The organism is Paenibacillus plantiphilus, from assembly GCF_927798095.1.
GTDB lineage: Bacteria > Bacillota > Bacilli > Paenibacillales > Paenibacillaceae > Paenibacillus_Z > Paenibacillus_Z plantiphilus.
Genome location: NZ_CAKMMF010000025.1, coordinates 52,693 through 68,466, shown reverse-complemented (window position 1 = coordinate 68,466; position 15,774 = coordinate 52,693). Strand labels below are relative to the sequence as shown.

The following is a 15,774-nucleotide window of genomic DNA, read 5'->3' as shown; positions in this document are numbered from 1 at the left end:
TTCATTATAAGGGTATGGGACCAACCTCTCAAGAAGGAAAAGCGAACATTTATATCAGGTTTCATACATCCCATAATGGATAGTCGATCCAGCGCGAGACGTATCCCCAGCCAATCTGTTTGAACATGCCAAAAAAGATGGACGAAACTTAAAGTTTTATCCTTTTATTAAGAGGGTTAGTTTATCTGCTGTTGTTTGATTAGTGGGATCTTCGGAAAGTTCCATAATTAGTTGTTGTATTTCTTTAGCATTTATAATCACTTGTTCGTTTAAGTATTTTTCACGAATAGTTGTAGCCAAGACAGATATATATGAATCCAAATAAATATTCGTTTTTTTGTACGATGCAAATTGAGAAAGTGTAACTGCTTTGAATACATGTTCAACTGCCAAAAAGCTTACCTTTTCACCCTCCTCAAAACCTCCTGACATTCTTGCCAAAGAAGCTATAAACTGACTATCTATTTTTTGAATATACTTATGATCATTTATGGTAACACCTTGATATACATTGCCTACTAATAAAATAACAATAATAAATAACAAAATTAATGTAGTTTTGTTCATTTTACTTCACCTCTTTCTATAAATTAAGCTTCTCGGAATAGCTAGATCTCTTACTGGAAATGAAGATTGGGTGATTTTATTGCTTCCTCTCCCACGTCCTCATCCCAAGTACATCCGTTTTTCTGGCCTGAGAACCTTAAGGATATCACTGATTCGCCTGATTGGGTCATTTTACTATTTGACGATTTTCGACAAAAACTATTTCCTGTCCAGTGATTATTCACTCATGTTATTATATTTTCAGGATTAGTTGGTTCAATATTCCATCAGAGGAGCCTGTTCATGATGTTTAATCGATTGCTGCTTATATGCTGCTGCTTGCTCCTTCTGCTCACAGCCCCTCAATCCAGCTCTTTCAATAAGGGGGACAGCGAAACAACATCTCGCAAACCCTTCGCTGCAGCAAATACGGTTTCACCTGCCGCAATTTCCATTGATACCTATTTACAAGAAAATCAATTCCAAGGAACCATTCTGATCGCTGATCGAGGGACCATTCTGTTAAACAAGGGTTACGGGATGGCCCGTACGAATGAAAACATTCCCAATCATCCCCAAACGATCTTCCGTATTGCCTCTCTTACTAAAGCATTCACAGCTTTAGCTATTATGCAGTTGCAGGAAGCGGGCAAGCTGCATGTACAGGATCCTCTTAGTCGTTATTTGCCGGACATGAAGGCGGGCGATCAAATGACGATTCATCAATTACTTGCTCACTTGTCCGGTTTGCCGAGAGAATTTGAGGAAGAGGTTTGGGATGATCCAGCCAAGAGGCTGCAGGAAAAGCTTCAAACGGACTTCACTTTACAATCAGAACCCGGCAAGACTTACTCTTATAGTAATGTTGGTTACGTGATTCTAGGCCATCTCATTGAGAAAGTATCGGGACAAGCATATGAGGATTATATGAAGGAACATATTTTTGAACCGTTGAAAATGAAGCATACCTTCGTAGAATCCTACATAGATTTGGAGCTGGATGAACAAGCGGAGGGATACGAAACCAATTTATTCGGCTTCCGTCGTCCAGTGGATTTCTTCCGTTCAGATCCAGGACCGGGCGGAATAAGCTCTACAGTAGAAGATCTGTACTTATGGGATCGTGCCTTGTATTCCAACCAGCTAGCAAGTATGGAAACACGAAATGCCTTATTTGCAGACCATGATCCTTCTATGGGGGCGTATGGTTATGGCTGGGGAATCGATATTACCAACTCGGGGGTTTACTCTCATCAAGGTTACATACCCGGGTTCTATTCCTTCATTAGCAGGGACACAGAGAAGCAGCAAACTGTTATTGTTTTGAGCAATCATGGTGAAGAAGGCTATAATCTGTTCGAACAACGCGAGGTCCATCAGCTGATTGAGAAGCTTTTTAATGAATAAGTACGAATTTGAGGAACTTGTTCAGCTCATACAACAAAGTATCACAATCCAATGAGTCAATCCCAAATGATGTGAAAGGATGCCTCCAAAACCACAATAAAAGTGGGGCTGGGAGCATCCTTTTCATCGTATAAGGCGATAATGCCCATCGAGCATAATTGCATAACTTGCATTGTTTCTTAAAGTGCATTATTGCACATTGGGCAATCATATGTTAACGTATACCCATACAGAACCAATGTCTCCCTGAAGAATGGAGGTGAGTGTACACGATGAATAAACCAAGCTTGCGTGAACTCAAAAAAGAGGCGACTGTCCATGCGCTGGCTGACGCGGCATTCGAGCTTGCGCTTGAGAAAGGATTGGACGGCTTTGTCGTCGATGATGTCGTGCAGCGCGCGGGTTATTCCAGAAGAACGTTCGCGAACCATTTCTCCTGCAAAGAAGAAGCTGTCGTAATGGCTGCTGTATCTTTCAAAGGCATCGATGAAGCAGAGTTTGACACAGTGGATTTACCCGAAGGCACAACCCCGCTTGATGCCTTGCATCAATGGATGAGGCTGCAGCTTACAACCGATATGCTCTGTAAAATGCGCGTTCTCGTGACGCTGTCCAAAAGCCATCCAACGCTGGAGCCGTACATTCTCGGCGCATTCCATCAATTGCAAAAGCGTGCCCAGGAGACGTTGAGCGGTTTCTTCCATGACCGTTATCCGGAGGAATACAGCCATATTGTCGTGGGAGCCGTATATGGAGCTATTCTGCCGATTGTCGACGGCAGCATAAACGTGCAGCTTCCGGGCGAACCGGCAGACGAAATGCCCAATGCCGCGACATTTGATCAATACTTGGATACGACGTTCGGCTACCTGCGCAATGGATTCTAAATTTTCAGATTCACATGTTTAGAGATATGAAGGAGAGGAACCGTCACGATGTCAAAATTATTGTACAAAATAGGAAAAACCGCCTTTGATAAACCATGGCTCTTCATTGCAAGTTGGATCGTGATCGTTGGAGTCGTCATCGCGATGATCGGCAGTAACGGTATTCACACAAGCTCTGAGATGAAGATCGAAGGCACGGAGTCGCAAAAGGTGCTGGACAAACTGGAGCAGGAGCTGCCAGAAGCGTCTGGCGGTCAAGGAAGCGTGGTGTTCACGGCGCCTGAAGGGGAGCAGCTCAATACCCCCGAACGATTGTCCGCAATCACCGCGGCGATTAACAGCGTGTATGAACTCGACTACGTAATCAACCCCGCAGAACTCGCAGCTGCGGCTGCAGCTGCGAGCGGTGCGTCCCCATCTGGCGAGGCTTCCCAAGGCGATCAGACAGCGCAAGCTAGCAATGGTCAGACTGCGAATCAAGCTGATGCAGGAGCCGCTATGGCAGAAATGCCGCCATACGGCCCGCTCATTGTGGACGGGATGCCCGTACCGGGCATGCTGATTGCAACTGACGGCAGCGTGGCCCTGTTCCAATTCCAGTTCACGGTGCAGCAAAACTCGCTGCCTGCGGGCGTCACAGATTCGGTCGTCGAGGCAGTAACCGAAGCGGAGAAGGGTACCGGCATTACAGTGCTGCCGAGCGACTCCCTGAAGTCGCCAGAAATTCCGATCGGGATCAATGAGGTTATCGGATTGATCATCGCTGCGCTCGTCCTGGTCATGACGCTCGGATCGGTCGTAGCAGCCGGTTTGCCGATTGTAACTGCGCTCTTTGGCGTCGGGATCGGTGTCGGCGGCGCCTTCGCCATCTCGAATTTCGTCACCATGACCTCCTTCACGCCGGTCCTGGCCCTTATGATTGGTTTGGCCGTAGGTATCGATTATGCACTCTTTATTGTGAACCGCCAGCGACGCCTCATTTTCGACCAGGGACTGACGGCTCGTGAAGCTGCAAGCAGAGCTGTGGGCACAGCGGGAAGCGCGGTATTCTTCGCGGGACTTACGGTAATTATCGCCCTGTGCGGACTTCTCGTCATTGGGATTACCTTTCTGAGCATGATGGCGATCGTTGCTGCGGTCACCGTATTCCTGAGCGTACTCATTGCACTCACGCTGCTGCCAGCGATGCTCGGCCTGGTCGGCGAGCGCATCTGCTCCCGCAAAGCACGAGAGAAGAGCAGTTCAAAGTCATCCGACAAGCAGCATGGCGTTGCGGACGGCTGGGTGAAGGGAATCGTGAAATTCCGTTGGCCCGTAATTATAGCTGTTGTCGCAATCCTTGGCATAGCGGCGATTCCGGTTGCCGAGATGAAGCTCGGGATGCCCTCCGGCGGCACCGCGAATCTGGACACCGCGCAGCGGCAGAGCTACGACGCGATCTCCAGTGGTTTTGGAGAGGGATTCAACGGTCCTCTTCTCATCGTCGCCGAACCGAAAGATACGGACGGAACGATCACACCTCAGGCGCTTGCAGGGATCGTACAGGACATTCAACAGGTTGACAACGTGTCGGTCGTATCACCGCTCGGTGTGAACGAAAACGGAACAATAGCTATCCTGAGCCTGATTCCGAACACAGGACCCACTGATGCGGAGACGAAGAATCTCGTGCAGGAGCTGCGTGCGGCCGACTCGGCGATTGCCCTCAATCATAACGTTGTCCTTGGCGTTACGGGGTTCACTGCAATCAACATCGATATGTCGGCCAAGCTGGCAGAGGTCTTTCCACTCTACGTCGGAATCATCGTCATCCTCTCGCTAATTATTCTACTGTTGGTCTTTCGGTCCATTCTCGTCCCGATTAAGGCAACGGTCGGTTTCCTGCTTAGCGTGCTTGCGACGTTCGGGATCACTACAGCCGTGTTTCAGTGGGGCTGGGCTAGCCAAATCTTTGGAGCTGACACTGGCGGCCCGCTTATGAGCTTCATCCCCATCCTGGTCACTGGTATTCTCTACGGATTGGCGATGGACTACCAGGTCTTCCTGGTCTCCTCCATGCGAGAGTCCTATGTGCATGGGTATAGGGGCAAGCAAAGCGTCATTCATGGATACAATCAGGCCAGCCGTGTCGTAGTTGCTGCCGCTGTCATTATGGTGGCTGTATTCGCAGGATTCATATTCACGCACGACATCATGATTAAGCAAATCGGTTTCGCTCTGGCGATCGGCGTACTGATCGACGCATTCATCGTCCGCATGGCGCTTGTTCCTGCCGTCATCGCCATCTTTGGCGACAAGACCTGGTGGCTGCCGAAATGGATGGATCGTCTGCTGCCGAACCTGGACGTCGAGGGCGACAAGCTCATCGCCGAGCTTAACGCCAAGGACGGCGCTAACGCGCATAAGTCACACTAAAATAACAATGAGCGCCGGTAAATACCTGTACCGTTACAGATATTTTTACCGGCGCTCTTCTATTGTCATATCAATCCAAAACCTTCTGACGATATTGCCATCGTCCTCTGTAAATTCGGATTCAAAAATGCCGCCTTGCTTCACAATTGTTTTCTCCGAGCCATTGTTGCCTTTATCGCATACCAACAGCACTTTATCGACGCCGATCTGTCGAATAATTTGTAATGCCTGAGCTAATATTGCACTCCCATACCCCCTTCGTCTAAAAGAGGGCCGTATTCCATAGCCAATATGACCGCCGCCATTCAGAAGCTTCTGGTTCAAACGGTGTCGGATGTTTACCGCGCCTACAAGCGAATCTCTTTCGTCTATTAACCAGTAGGTCGAATGAGGCACCCAATCAGAATGAGTTAGTTTCTCCTCGCTGTCTTCCGAATAGATAAATTCCAGCATCGCCTCGAAATCGCTGGGGTCTCTGTCAACAACCCAAGGTACGATGTCTTCACCGCTGCTGATCCAGTCATTGTAGAACGATAAATACTGATCACGAAATTCGATAGAAGGTCTGATTAGTCGGACTGTGTTCATTCGTTTCATCACCCCTCAAAGGACATCACCATACAGGCATCTGCGGGTGCAGTCCTGCCCATCGCATCCAGGTCTAAAAATCCATCCAGAAAAATTGAGAGACCGCTAGAACGAGCCCAATAGCATTCACGACGATAAAAAACCACTTTTTGGCCCTTCGGCTTACTGGCTCTAGCCCTGTTAACAAGGTCCAAACCATAATTCCGTTTAACACAACCATAATAATGAGAGCGAACCACCAATTAGCTGCCATTACGATTTCATCCTCTCCTGACCCCGCTGCCTATTTTTTGAAATTATCTTTTTAAATTACGTTAATCCCCTTTTCTTTGTCAAGCTCTAGAATCAGATTCAACCTCCGCTCCCACAAGCAAAAACCCCAACCTCTTGCGGTCAGGGTTTTACATGATGGAGGCGAACCGTGGATAAGCAGGTCCACAATTCGCCGCAGCAGCCTGCTATGTTTAAGAACCCGCACTATCGTAACGCATTACCCCACGGCGAAAAATCCATATCGCGACCGCGAACAGAACGGCACCAACCGCCAGCGAGCTGTAGCTGTACAAGTTCGATAGTTCGGAGCTGCCGGCATGATCCTTTCCAAAAAAAGCTGCCGCCGGATAGTAATTGACGAATGCATAAGGAATCGCGAATGTCAGCAGTAGTTGAATCGATCTCCCGTATATGCTGATAGGATAATTAATGAAATTTCGAATCGCATAGATCGAAATATCGACGACGGTCCCTGACCGTACGACCCAGAACGCACTGGAAGCCGCTGCAATGATAATGCCTGCTTGAATGAGCGTTCCGCCCAGGACGCAGAGAAGCAAGAATGCGATATTACCGGCCGTCCAATGGATCTGAAGCTGGATGGTGCACAGAACCATAACGGTTCCCGCTACGATGATGTGTCCAATGAACGTATGCTGAAACTGTCGGAATACGAGCAGTTTCAACGGTCCAAGCGGGCGGACTAGAAATTGATCAAACTCTCCGGAACGAACCAAATGCTCCAACTGTTTCATCGGTCCCCAGAAGAACAACGAACTGATCGCATAAGTCAGCAAATTCAGATTGTACAGGAAGACCACCTCCCAATAATTCCATCCGTTCATCGTGGGGAAAGTGTTAAACAACACCCAGAAGCTCAAGTAAAGCGTAACGAAAGTCATCATATTAACGAATATATCTCCGAAGAAGGAGAACCTGTACTCCAGCTGCGTTTTCATGTACGTTCGCAGAAAGCGCCCGTACAATCGGAATGGGTTTGGCATCTTGTTTATCAGCCTCCTTGAATGACCAGTTTTCTTTTGCCCAAGTGCCAGACCATGACTGCCGCTGCCGCAAGCAGCGCGATCCACACGCAGCCTTTGGCCAACATGACGCCGATCTCTGCATACTTCGCCTTACCCAGCAAGACGGACAACGGCGCATAATAAACAAGGTCAAACGGCAGCCATTCCATAACTGCACGCAGCTCGCGAGGAAAAAACCATAACGGAATCAGTAAGCCCGAGAAGAAATTCATCACATGGTTAAGCATAAATTCCAGATGGAACGTGCGAATATACCAGAAGCTGCTCATGCCGACGATGAACGTCATCAGGAAGAATGTCGTAAATGCCACGACTATCATGATCATGAGCACCGGTATCGCCTCTATCGTTGGCAGTGGAAGCCCAAACACGAAGTGGCTCACAATCATTACCGGTATGATCTCGAACAGGATCATGAATACCTTGGAGCCAAGCGTCTCGCACAGCAAGGAACGAAACAGCCCAATCGGACGGATAAGCGTAGTAACGATATGGCCCGTCTGGATTTTATCGCTGAGTGAATAAATGTTGCCATTGGTAACAATCATGCCAAGCAAGCTGCTGTAGACGACATACATCCACATCTCCTGCAGCGAAGCCTGCGCAATCTCAATTTGAAACGACTGCGCCCCTTTGTATAAAGCCGTCCATAAGGAAATCTGCACGAAAATGCCGATCAATCGCTGAAAGGTCGTTACGAACGTATGGAAACGATAAGCCGTACTGCTTTGAACCGCATTCAGCATTAGTTTGTAATAAACGTTCATTGTACCTCCCCAAGCTCGCAGCTTGTGGAATCCTGGTAAATATCCCGTATCACATCTTCCACCTCAGCCGGTTTGATTTCAAAATCGTGGACCACAGTCCGCTCCATGAACCATGCCAGAATAGAAGCGGGTTTAGCATGGCGTTTATCATACCGAAGCAGGATCGAGCCTGACTCTGGATGATAAGTAAAGTCTGTAACCCCCAAGTGGCTGATGTTCCCGTCAAACCCGATTTCGTCGTGATCAACATGCAGAATCATTGTTTCATCCGCACTGTAATCGGATTTTAGCCGCTCCAGATCGCCGTCGAACATTTTCCTGCCATTATTGATTATAATCACGCGCGAACACAGCTTCTCCACATCGGACATGTCATGCGTAGTTAGCAGAATCGTTGTTTGGCGCAGGGCATTCACTTCGAGCAAAAATTCCCGAATTTTCTTCTTTACGACAACATCGAGTCCAATGGTAGGCTCGTCCAAGTAAACAATGGAAGGATTATGCAGCAGAGCTGCACACAGATCGGCCCGCATCCGCTGACCCAAGCTCAGCTGGCGCACGGCAACATGCATGAAATCCTGTATGCCGAGCACATCAGTGAACAGCTCTATGTTCCGCTTGAAATCCGCTGTTGGGATGTTGTACATGTACTTCATGAGCTCGAACGTTTCGGAGACGGGGATATCCCACCACAGCTGGGAACGCTGACCGAAGACGACACCGATCTTACTCGCATTCTCCTTGCGGTTCTTGTACGGGATTACGCCGTCGACTCGCACTTCTCCGCTCGTTGGCACGAGGATGCCGACCAGCATTTTGATAGAGGTCGATTTTCCCGCTCCATTAGGACCCAAATACCCGACAATTTCACCCCGTTCAATAGTGAACGAGATACGGTCGACGGCCGTTTTCTCCTCATAACGGCGATTGATCAGATCGCGAATCGCACCTAATGCCCCTGTCCCGCGAATCGGTCTGTGAAACGTTTTCGTTAGTTGATCCACCTGAATGATTGACAATCTATCTCACCTCTGCGAAATAATGATAGAATGAATATATAAGTAAACCTTGCATGTGGATAGATACAAAATCACAGAAAATACCTGGGACAGATGGTGACGAATGTTAAGCTTGATGCCGCCTTTAAAGAAGCAAAGCCGTACGCCGATTTACCTACAGCTCTATACGTTTATCAAAGAGGAAATTCTGTCCGGACGCCTGCAAGCCGGGTGCTGTCTGCCCCCGATTCGGGAATTGGCGCATACACTTTCCATCAGCAAGAATACCGTCAGCACAGCCTATCAACAGCTAATTGCGGAGAGCTATGTCACGAGCAAGGATCGCAGCGGGTTTTACATAACTATGCATTCGGATGCATTCCCCGATTCGATGGCGGCCATGATCGCAGTGCCGGAGAAGATTTGGCGAAGGCCTGATCCGGACGAGCACATTCGATGCAATTTCTACTCGGGCCCGATTGATACATCGGCATTTCCGATCGACATCTGGAAGAAGTGTTTGCTGGACGCCTTGTATTCCCCTGTAAAAAATTCGCTGGGCTACAGCACCTCACAGGGCGACTACGAGCTGCGCGAAGAACTCGCAGAATACCTGTTCCAATCGCGGGGAATCTCTTGTTCCCCGGATCAAATATTTCTATCCTCGGGCACTCAGCATTCGCTCAGCCTGCTGTGCCAATATCTTCAATGGTTAGGCCAGAGTGTTGCCATGGAGAATCCGGGGTACCGCGGAGCGCGCGTTGCATTTCAGAATCAGGGCTGCCCGCTGGACGATATTCCGCTAGATGAAGATGGCATTGGGATCGACTATCTATATGCTTCCTCAGCGGGCATGGTCTATGTCACGCCGTCCCATCAGTTCCCGATGGGGATGGTGATGCCCGTTCACAGACGCCAGCAATTGCTGCAATGGGCGCATGAAAGGAAGGGCTGGATTATCGAGGATGACTATGACAGTGAATTCCGCTACCTTGGCGAACCGATTCCTGCCATGAAGGCGATGGACAGCTATGATCGGGTAATTTACTTGGGAACCTTGTCGAAAATATTTCTTCCTTCTGCGCGGCTCAGCTATATCGTGGTCCCCCGCTCGCTCGTCGCAACCTTTCAACAGAAGAACCAATTCTACAATCAATCCGTTTCCTTGCTGGTGCAGCATGCTGTGCATCTCTTCATGAGAGATGGACACTTCACGAGACACGTCCGCCGAATGCGGAAAATCTACCAGTCCAAATACGAAGTCTTAACCTTGGCAATTGGCCGGTTTATGAACGATAACGTTACAGTGCTGGGACATAATGCGGGCCTGCATCTTCTATTGAAGCTGAACGCCGGATTTGACGGCACCGCTCTATTCAGAGCGGCCCGTGAAGCAGGCATCATGGTCGAGCCGGTTACCAATCACTGGTCAGGCCCGGAGGATGCGTATGCAAATACGTTCATCCTTGGATTCGGCGCATTGTCGGCAGAAGAGCTGGAAGATGGTATCCAACAGCTGGCGGAGATTTGGTTTGGCTCCAAGTAAAAAAGCAATCCACAACCGCATGCGGTTGTGGATTTTCGTGGTGTTTCTTCTATACACTCAATTAGGTAACCATCCTTTTATATCCAGGACTTATGCAGTTCATGAGATTAATCGGTAATGATGAGAATCTATGCTTGAATAAACCGGCCACCAGGTCATTCCGAGATCCCTTGGCCAGTAGGCTGAAATAAGACTTGAAAAGCGAAGCGCTTCTGTGTCAAAATCAATGTAGATTCGCTCAGAGCCTTTGTGGTTTCTGCTACGAACCTGACAACGAGTATGGAAGAGGCCGCTAACCATTTCGCCGTGGGTGCAGCTTTCATCACTCGTTTTTTCTTTGTTTACCTGCCATAAAGCATAGGCAAGTAGTGTTTCGGCCGCGAAGAGCATTTCCAAATGGGCAAGCTGGTGAGCTTCGGACGTCGAATGGCACTGTTCAAAACCAAGTTCTTGTTTGGCTATCCGAAAGAAAACCTCAATCCGCCAACGTTTCCCGTAAACGGTAAGCGCTTCGAGCGGTGCATCATGACGATTGCTCAAGATCAAGTAAGCCCCTTTGTAGGCCGCTGCGTCCTCATCTCCAGCACCTTCCGTTGCTGCGTTCGTATCTTCACGCAATCGCATGGCGGCAACGACTGCGATCGGTACAAGACGTTGTTTGGTGACTACCTGTCCTTTGCGGCCATGCGTTTCATAAGGAAGTTTCATATAGATGCCTTCCATCGCAATCGCAGAGAGACCGCTACCAGCCACAAGACGCTTGTACGCTTCACGAATCAGCTGCCGTGGCGATACGGGAACATAGCGTTCCCAGCGACCAGCCTCTGTGACCTTGCGGTACAGGGATGTGTTTCGTTTTGCCTTGGTCACCCAATCAAAATTATGCGCCTGTAGAAAGACGAAGAAATCCTTGCACAAATACCAACGATCCATGGCCATCCATAGCCGGCAAGTGACGGATTCGCGCAGCATCAGCAGCATCTGCCGGGCGAGATCGAGCTTGGTCAAGCCTACCCCGTCCTGCTCGTGCTTTCGCCAAACGCTGTAGAAGAGCGGATATTCCAAGCCATTTCGCAGCACAGCTTGAAGTACGACGACATTCATGCACCAACCGAACGTTTTGGTGGAAGCGTCGAACAACCAAGACAGATAAGGAAGCTTTTTCGCATAGGGATGTGCGCAATGTGTATCGTCAAGATTAATAACGTCGCCTTCGCGCAGCATCGTATCCGGGTCGCGCTGAAGCCGCCGTACGCGTTTCTTCCCGAATGATCGCCAAGCATAAGGCGTGGTGAAGAAACGACTGAGGGTATATTGTGCCAGCTTGTAGGTCTTGAACATGAGTTCAAGAAGCGCATCCTTGCCCGCGAGTTGCGAGATTTGATTGACGGCTGTGCAGCCCGAAATGAGTCCAACGACATACATAAAACAGAGCATCCAAGCAGGTGCGCCGCTGCGTTTAAAGATGCCGGACTGCGTGAGAAGCAGAGAAAAATCGAAACGATCCCATAAGGTTCGCAGAATAGGCGCTCCAGCACATTCTCCGTGCATGAGTTTACGGAAACGCGGCTTTTCCAGTGATGGCTTCAAAAAAATCACCCAAAATTCTCTAAGATATACCCGGTTGAAAGGGGTATCCTTCGTGATTATTTGGGCCATTCTTAGTTGTCAAGATATTTATGTGATAATAGCGTACAATTTAGCGAATGTGTAAGAGGTTTCTAGTATTTGGAGTCAACTGCATAAGTCATGTTATATCTATAACGGAAGCTTATCCTATAAGGCCTCGCGGCATCTCATTGATTTCTTGTCCCGTTTAATATTGCCTCGATTTATTCTGTAATATTACTTTGGTCTACATTGTGTCCACAAAAATCGGACAAGGGTTTCGAACAAGTAGGATTATATAACTCCATTTGGCCTTGGTATTGGAACGCAACTTGCATCATAACAACAAGAGCTAGTTCCAGGAAATGCGCCTATGAATCTAGTCATTATATTAACATCATCTTTAAACACACTCATCCAAACTGAAAAGAAGCCAGTAGCAGTCGCTGATTCCACGATCTGTTCTCTCATTTCATTCGTATTACATGTTGCTAATCTTCTCTTTGCACGTTCCGCCATATCATATGCCGTTCTACGTTCTCTCCAACGGCGGTCTTTAGCTTCCGGGTTGATTAAAGGATCCGAACTTGGAACACGATCAAGACCAGTTAATTTAATTGTATTTATTGCCATTTGAGATTGCGGAGCATTAAGCGCTTGATTGGGGGATATGGTTGCTCCTGTCGAGTATTCAAATGCCCTTGCCGTATTGTCACTATCAGGCCAGAAATAATCAGTCATGACAATTTGTTTATCTGCTTTTATCGAATTACAATTACCACAGGCAAGGAGAAAGTTATTCCAGGATAAGGATAAACCTGGAGCTTTGGATTTAGGTTGGATATGCTCAACAGCAATATTCCCGCCAAGCGCTCTTTCACAATAAGAGCAATAGGTCCCCAGTCTTTCAATTAAGTGCCCTCTTGCCTCTTGGTATTTTGTTAGTTGAATTTGGAGACCGTTAGCACCACTAGGGATTGATCCTTTTTCTATTGGCCTCATTCACCATCTCTCCCTAATCCCGCAGCCAATCTTTCCATTTCTAAAAATGCGTAATACGCTACTTCCGAACTGTATAATGATTCTAAAGCATCTAATTGCTGCTTTAGTTCCTCAAGTTCCTTACCTGAGGAATTTTTGCCTCGTTCGAGTAAAGAATAATATAATTTTGCTACTCTATACATTTCATTCAGTTTTTCACTGCGTTGCACTCCTTCAATCCCCATAGCACTTTCCGAAATATCCTCAATACTTTTATTAACAAAATCATCACTCATAACCTCTTCATTATCATCCACCTCATGGAGACGACGAAGTTCTCCCTCCTCAAGGGATTGAATAATAAATGGAGAATGAGATGTTACAATAAACTGTACTCTTGGAAAAGTACGTTTTAAGTCATTCACTATAGTGCGTTGCCATTTTGGATGAAGATGAAGGTCTAACTCATCAATAAGCACTACGCCAGGAGTCTCTCTCACCACACTGGTTTCCAAGGCAGGGTTTAATTGCGCCATCCGATGTGCTATATCCGCTACCATCCCAATCATGTTACGAACACCGTCACTTAACAGGCGAAATGGTAATATTGTGCCATCTTCCCTTATAGCCCGCAGTTCTTCAGAATCTACATCAAACTCTATCGTTTTCCAAGTTTTCATGCATACACTTACTGCATCACGTACAGCTTCTAGAACAGATGGCGCTTGTTTCCTTTGCAGTTCGATATACGTCATCTTCTCCATCCATCGAGTAAAATGTTTTTCACTAGATGCGGGATCAAGACAAAATGAATAACCACCTAAACGATCAGTCCTTATTTTATATTCACTACGTTCCTTTTTTTGAACCCACAACCTTCCAGTTCCATAGTAAGATATAAGTGGTAATATTGCGGGCTTCCCCTCACTAACCATTTTTTGCAAGCTACTAGCGTACTCCATAATTGATTTTGCTTCTTTGCTAGTAGTAGCACCATGCTTTCCGTTTAGCGCTCTTGACCAAGTTATTTCCTTTCCATCAATATTCCCCAAACATGTGATTTTTACAGGGTATTGTAATTGAATGTCTGTTAATCCACCCTGAAGAAACGTTTTTCTGTGAACTTCATCTCTTCTAATATGTCTAGAGTGCACCCCATTAAATCCACTAAGAAAAGATCCCAAGGCAATTGCTAACCCATCCAAAACGGCTGTTTTCCCAGTACCATTATCTCCAATTAAGACTGTAAATTGATCAGAAAATGCTATCTCTCTTTTTTTAAAACCATGGAAGTTCTCCATTTTTAATTCGTGAATAATCACTCTGATCAACCTCCGTTGATACATATCTAATTAATAGTTTCTCCCTATTTCTTCAATTTCAATCACTAAGAATACACCGAACTAATTACTTTAATTATATCATATTTCCTTGTTTTTTGATTTCACGTATCAGTAATGGCTACTCCTATTTTTGCCCCCCGCAACGCTTTGCTCATCACGCTTAGAGTAGCCTTATGAGTTTTATCGAACTTACAGGCATATACGGCGATTCGGCAGCGAATTGACCTACAATGCAAGCTGCCTCATCTCGAACGGGCGCAGACTGGAGCGTATATTCAGCGAGATATGACGTATGCAGTAGCCACGCATGATGTTTTTTCTGACGGTGCGCAGAACAAACATCGCATCATCGACAATCATATGATCAAACGCGTCATCCAGGGGGGAATTGTCATGATTCCCTCTTCTTTCTTACTCAGACCGGACAGCCTATCCGTCATCCGCAGGACAACTTACGCCGTCAACCGGTGGACAAGATAAACACTGCTGTATGTCGAAGGTGAAAATCAAGAGCTGTGTTAGTCATGTTATTCCACTCACCTTATTTTCAGCTTTATTGTAGTGCGACTGGAGGAATATCACAATACAATAAATAGTGTACAAGAAAAAACAGAGAAATACCTGCATATTCATGCTGGTTTCTCTGTTTGAATGTGATTAGCTAGTTCTATTCTAGTCTGAATCGAACTAACTACATATTAGTATTGTGTTGATTCATAATCTTATGGATTGCAGGCACATCAGCGGGAGCCCAGTCTTATGTATCTAGCTCCGTTGTATGGTAACCACTTGATCGACGCATGCTCCGTCAATGTAGGTGTTCCTTCCATAAGTTTGCAAATTTCACGCTGGAGCGCATATCCAAATGTTTTACTGCTATTATCATACTTGTCATAAGAGATGGGAGCAAGTTTTTGAGGGAGAGAGGAGCCCGGCAACTCGTCAACCTCTATACTCGACAATCGACTTAATTATCTGTGTGATCAATTTGATTTTGGCGGGTGAACAGCCTTGAAGCATCTCAATAATTTCATTGCGCAGATAACCATCTGAAGAGGTACTCGTTCCGCTTAGAATAAATTCAATGGATGTATCTAGAACTTCACAAATTTTATCTAAATTATCAAGATTAACAGATGTTCTTCCTCGCTCAATTTTGCTAATATAGGCATTGGAAACATCCATCGATTCCGCAAGCAGTTCTTGTGTGATCCCCTTATCTTCGCGCGCCTTGCGAATCCTGCCGCCAATGACTTGATAATCAATACTCAATATTCATCACCCAACCCGAATATACCAAGCTTGCATTCTCCATAACATGCACCATAGGTCAACTTTAACCAATAGGTTTAAACTGACTGTCGATTTG

The 15,774-nt window shown here is 46.8% G+C and carries 14 protein-coding genes; 4 read left to right on the top strand and 10 right to left on the bottom strand.

The genetic code is table 11. The features are described 5' to 3' along the window. Positions 1-156 precede the first annotated feature (156 nt). A complete protein-coding gene (locus L6H65_RS19755) occupies positions 157-567 on the bottom strand; it encodes a hypothetical protein (RefSeq protein ID WP_236344378.1) in 411 nt (136 codons plus the stop codon). Between the two features lie 282 nt (positions 568-849). Between L6H65_RS19755 and L6H65_RS19750 the strand changes: the two genes are divergently transcribed. The 3 genes from L6H65_RS19750 (at position 850) to L6H65_RS19740 (ending at position 5,255) form a co-directional block, all read left to right on the top strand. Then, a complete protein-coding gene (locus L6H65_RS19750) occupies positions 850-1,953 on the top strand; it encodes a serine hydrolase domain-containing protein (RefSeq protein ID WP_236344377.1) in 1,104 nt (367 codons plus the stop codon). A 272-nt stretch (positions 1,954-2,225) separates the two neighbouring features. Continuing rightward, on the top strand, positions 2,226-2,840 hold the full coding sequence (locus L6H65_RS19745; RefSeq protein ID WP_236344376.1) for a TetR/AcrR family transcriptional regulator: 615 nt from the start codon (positions 2,226-2,228) through the stop codon (positions 2,838-2,840). A 48-nt stretch (positions 2,841-2,888) separates the two neighbouring features. Then, positions 2,889-5,255, top strand: coding sequence for an MMPL family transporter (locus tag L6H65_RS19740; RefSeq protein ID WP_236344375.1), 2,367 nt, complete (start codon positions 2,889-2,891; stop codon positions 5,253-5,255). A gap of 45 nt (positions 5,256-5,300) precedes the next feature. Here L6H65_RS19740 and L6H65_RS19735 read toward each other — a convergent pair whose 3' ends face one another. The 5 genes from L6H65_RS19735 to L6H65_RS19715 all read right to left on the bottom strand — a co-directional run bounded on the left by L6H65_RS19735 (position 5,301) and on the right by L6H65_RS19715 (position 8,948). Further along, positions 5,301-5,843, bottom strand: coding sequence for a GNAT family N-acetyltransferase (locus L6H65_RS19735; protein ID WP_236344374.1), 543 nt, complete (start codon positions 5,841-5,843; stop codon positions 5,301-5,303). 73 nt (positions 5,844-5,916) lie between these two features. Then, positions 5,917-6,096 (bottom strand): hypothetical protein, encoded by a 180-nt coding sequence (locus L6H65_RS19730; RefSeq protein ID WP_236344373.1) that lies wholly within the window; start codon positions 6,094-6,096, stop codon positions 5,917-5,919. Positions 6,097-6,307: 211 nt separating this feature from the next. Then, positions 6,308-7,120, bottom strand: coding sequence for an ABC transporter permease (locus L6H65_RS19725; protein ID WP_236344372.1), 813 nt, complete (start codon positions 7,118-7,120; stop codon positions 6,308-6,310). A gap of 8 nt (positions 7,121-7,128) precedes the next feature. Next, positions 7,129-7,929, bottom strand: a complete 801-nt coding sequence (locus L6H65_RS19720; protein ID WP_236344371.1) for an ABC transporter permease — start codon at positions 7,927-7,929, stop codon at positions 7,129-7,131. Further along, positions 7,926-8,948 carry an ABC transporter ATP-binding protein gene (locus L6H65_RS19715; protein WP_236344370.1) on the bottom strand — a complete coding sequence of 341 codons (1,023 nt, stop codon included), beginning with the start codon at positions 8,946-8,948 and terminating at the stop codon, positions 7,926-7,928. The genes L6H65_RS19720 and L6H65_RS19715 overlap by 4 nt, the downstream gene beginning before the upstream one ends. Positions 8,949-9,051: 103 nt before the next feature. Here L6H65_RS19715 and pdxR point away from each other — a divergent pair, with 103 nt between their 5' ends. After that, positions 9,052-10,473, top strand: coding sequence for a MocR-like pyridoxine biosynthesis transcription factor PdxR (gene pdxR, locus L6H65_RS19710; protein WP_236344369.1), 1,422 nt, complete (start codon positions 9,052-9,054; stop codon positions 10,471-10,473). A gap of 99 nt (positions 10,474-10,572) precedes the next feature. Here pdxR and L6H65_RS19705 read toward each other — a convergent pair whose 3' ends face one another. From L6H65_RS19705 to L6H65_RS19690, 4 genes are all read right to left on the bottom strand, one after another. After that, positions 10,573-12,072, bottom strand: a complete 1,500-nt coding sequence (locus L6H65_RS19705; protein WP_236344368.1) for a transposase — start codon at positions 12,070-12,072, stop codon at positions 10,573-10,575. A 303-nt stretch (positions 12,073-12,375) separates the two neighbouring features. Beyond that, the gene (locus L6H65_RS19700) at positions 12,376-13,083 is read right to left on the bottom strand and encodes an HNH endonuclease (RefSeq protein ID WP_236344367.1); all 708 of its coding nucleotides are present in this window, start codon (positions 13,081-13,083) and stop codon (positions 12,376-12,378) included. Then, positions 13,080-14,384, bottom strand: a complete 1,305-nt coding sequence (locus L6H65_RS19695) for an AAA family ATPase (RefSeq protein WP_236344366.1) — start codon at positions 14,382-14,384, stop codon at positions 13,080-13,082. Before L6H65_RS19695 ends, L6H65_RS19700 begins: the two co-directional genes overlap by 4 nt. A gap of 963 nt (positions 14,385-15,347) precedes the next feature. Further along, a complete protein-coding gene (locus L6H65_RS19690) occupies positions 15,348-15,677 on the bottom strand; it encodes a helix-turn-helix domain-containing protein (RefSeq protein ID WP_236344365.1) in 330 nt (109 codons plus the stop codon). Between the last annotated feature and the right edge of the window lie 97 nt (positions 15,678-15,774).

Excerpts from the sequence above, each read along its gene's own strand:
- L6H65_RS19755 (WP_236344378.1), bottom strand. The coding sequence starts at position 567 with ATGAACAAAACTACATTAATTTTGTTATTTATTATTGTTATTTTATTA.
- L6H65_RS19750 (WP_236344377.1), top strand. The coding sequence starts at position 850 with ATGATGTTTAATCGATTGCTGCTTATATGCTGCTGCTTGCTCCTTCTG.
- L6H65_RS19745 (WP_236344376.1), top strand. The coding sequence starts at position 2,226 with ATGAATAAACCAAGCTTGCGTGAACTCAAAAAAGAGGCGACTGTCCAT.
- L6H65_RS19740 (WP_236344375.1), top strand. The coding sequence starts at position 2,889 with ATGTCAAAATTATTGTACAAAATAGGAAAAACCGCCTTTGATAAACCA.
- L6H65_RS19735 (WP_236344374.1), bottom strand. The coding sequence starts at position 5,843 with ATGAACACAGTCCGACTAATCAGACCTTCTATCGAATTTCGTGATCAG.
- L6H65_RS19730 (WP_236344373.1), bottom strand. The coding sequence starts at position 6,096 with ATGGCAGCTAATTGGTGGTTCGCTCTCATTATTATGGTTGTGTTAAAC.
- L6H65_RS19725 (WP_236344372.1), bottom strand. The coding sequence starts at position 7,120 with ATGCCAAACCCATTCCGATTGTACGGGCGCTTTCTGCGAACGTACATG.
- L6H65_RS19720 (WP_236344371.1), bottom strand. The coding sequence starts at position 7,929 with ATGAACGTTTATTACAAACTAATGCTGAATGCGGTTCAAAGCAGTACG.
- pdxR (WP_236344369.1), top strand. The coding sequence starts at position 9,052 with ATGTTAAGCTTGATGCCGCCTTTAAAGAAGCAAAGCCGTACGCCGATT.
- L6H65_RS19700 (WP_236344367.1), bottom strand. The coding sequence starts at position 13,083 with ATGAGGCCAATAGAAAAAGGATCAATCCCTAGTGGTGCTAACGGTCTC.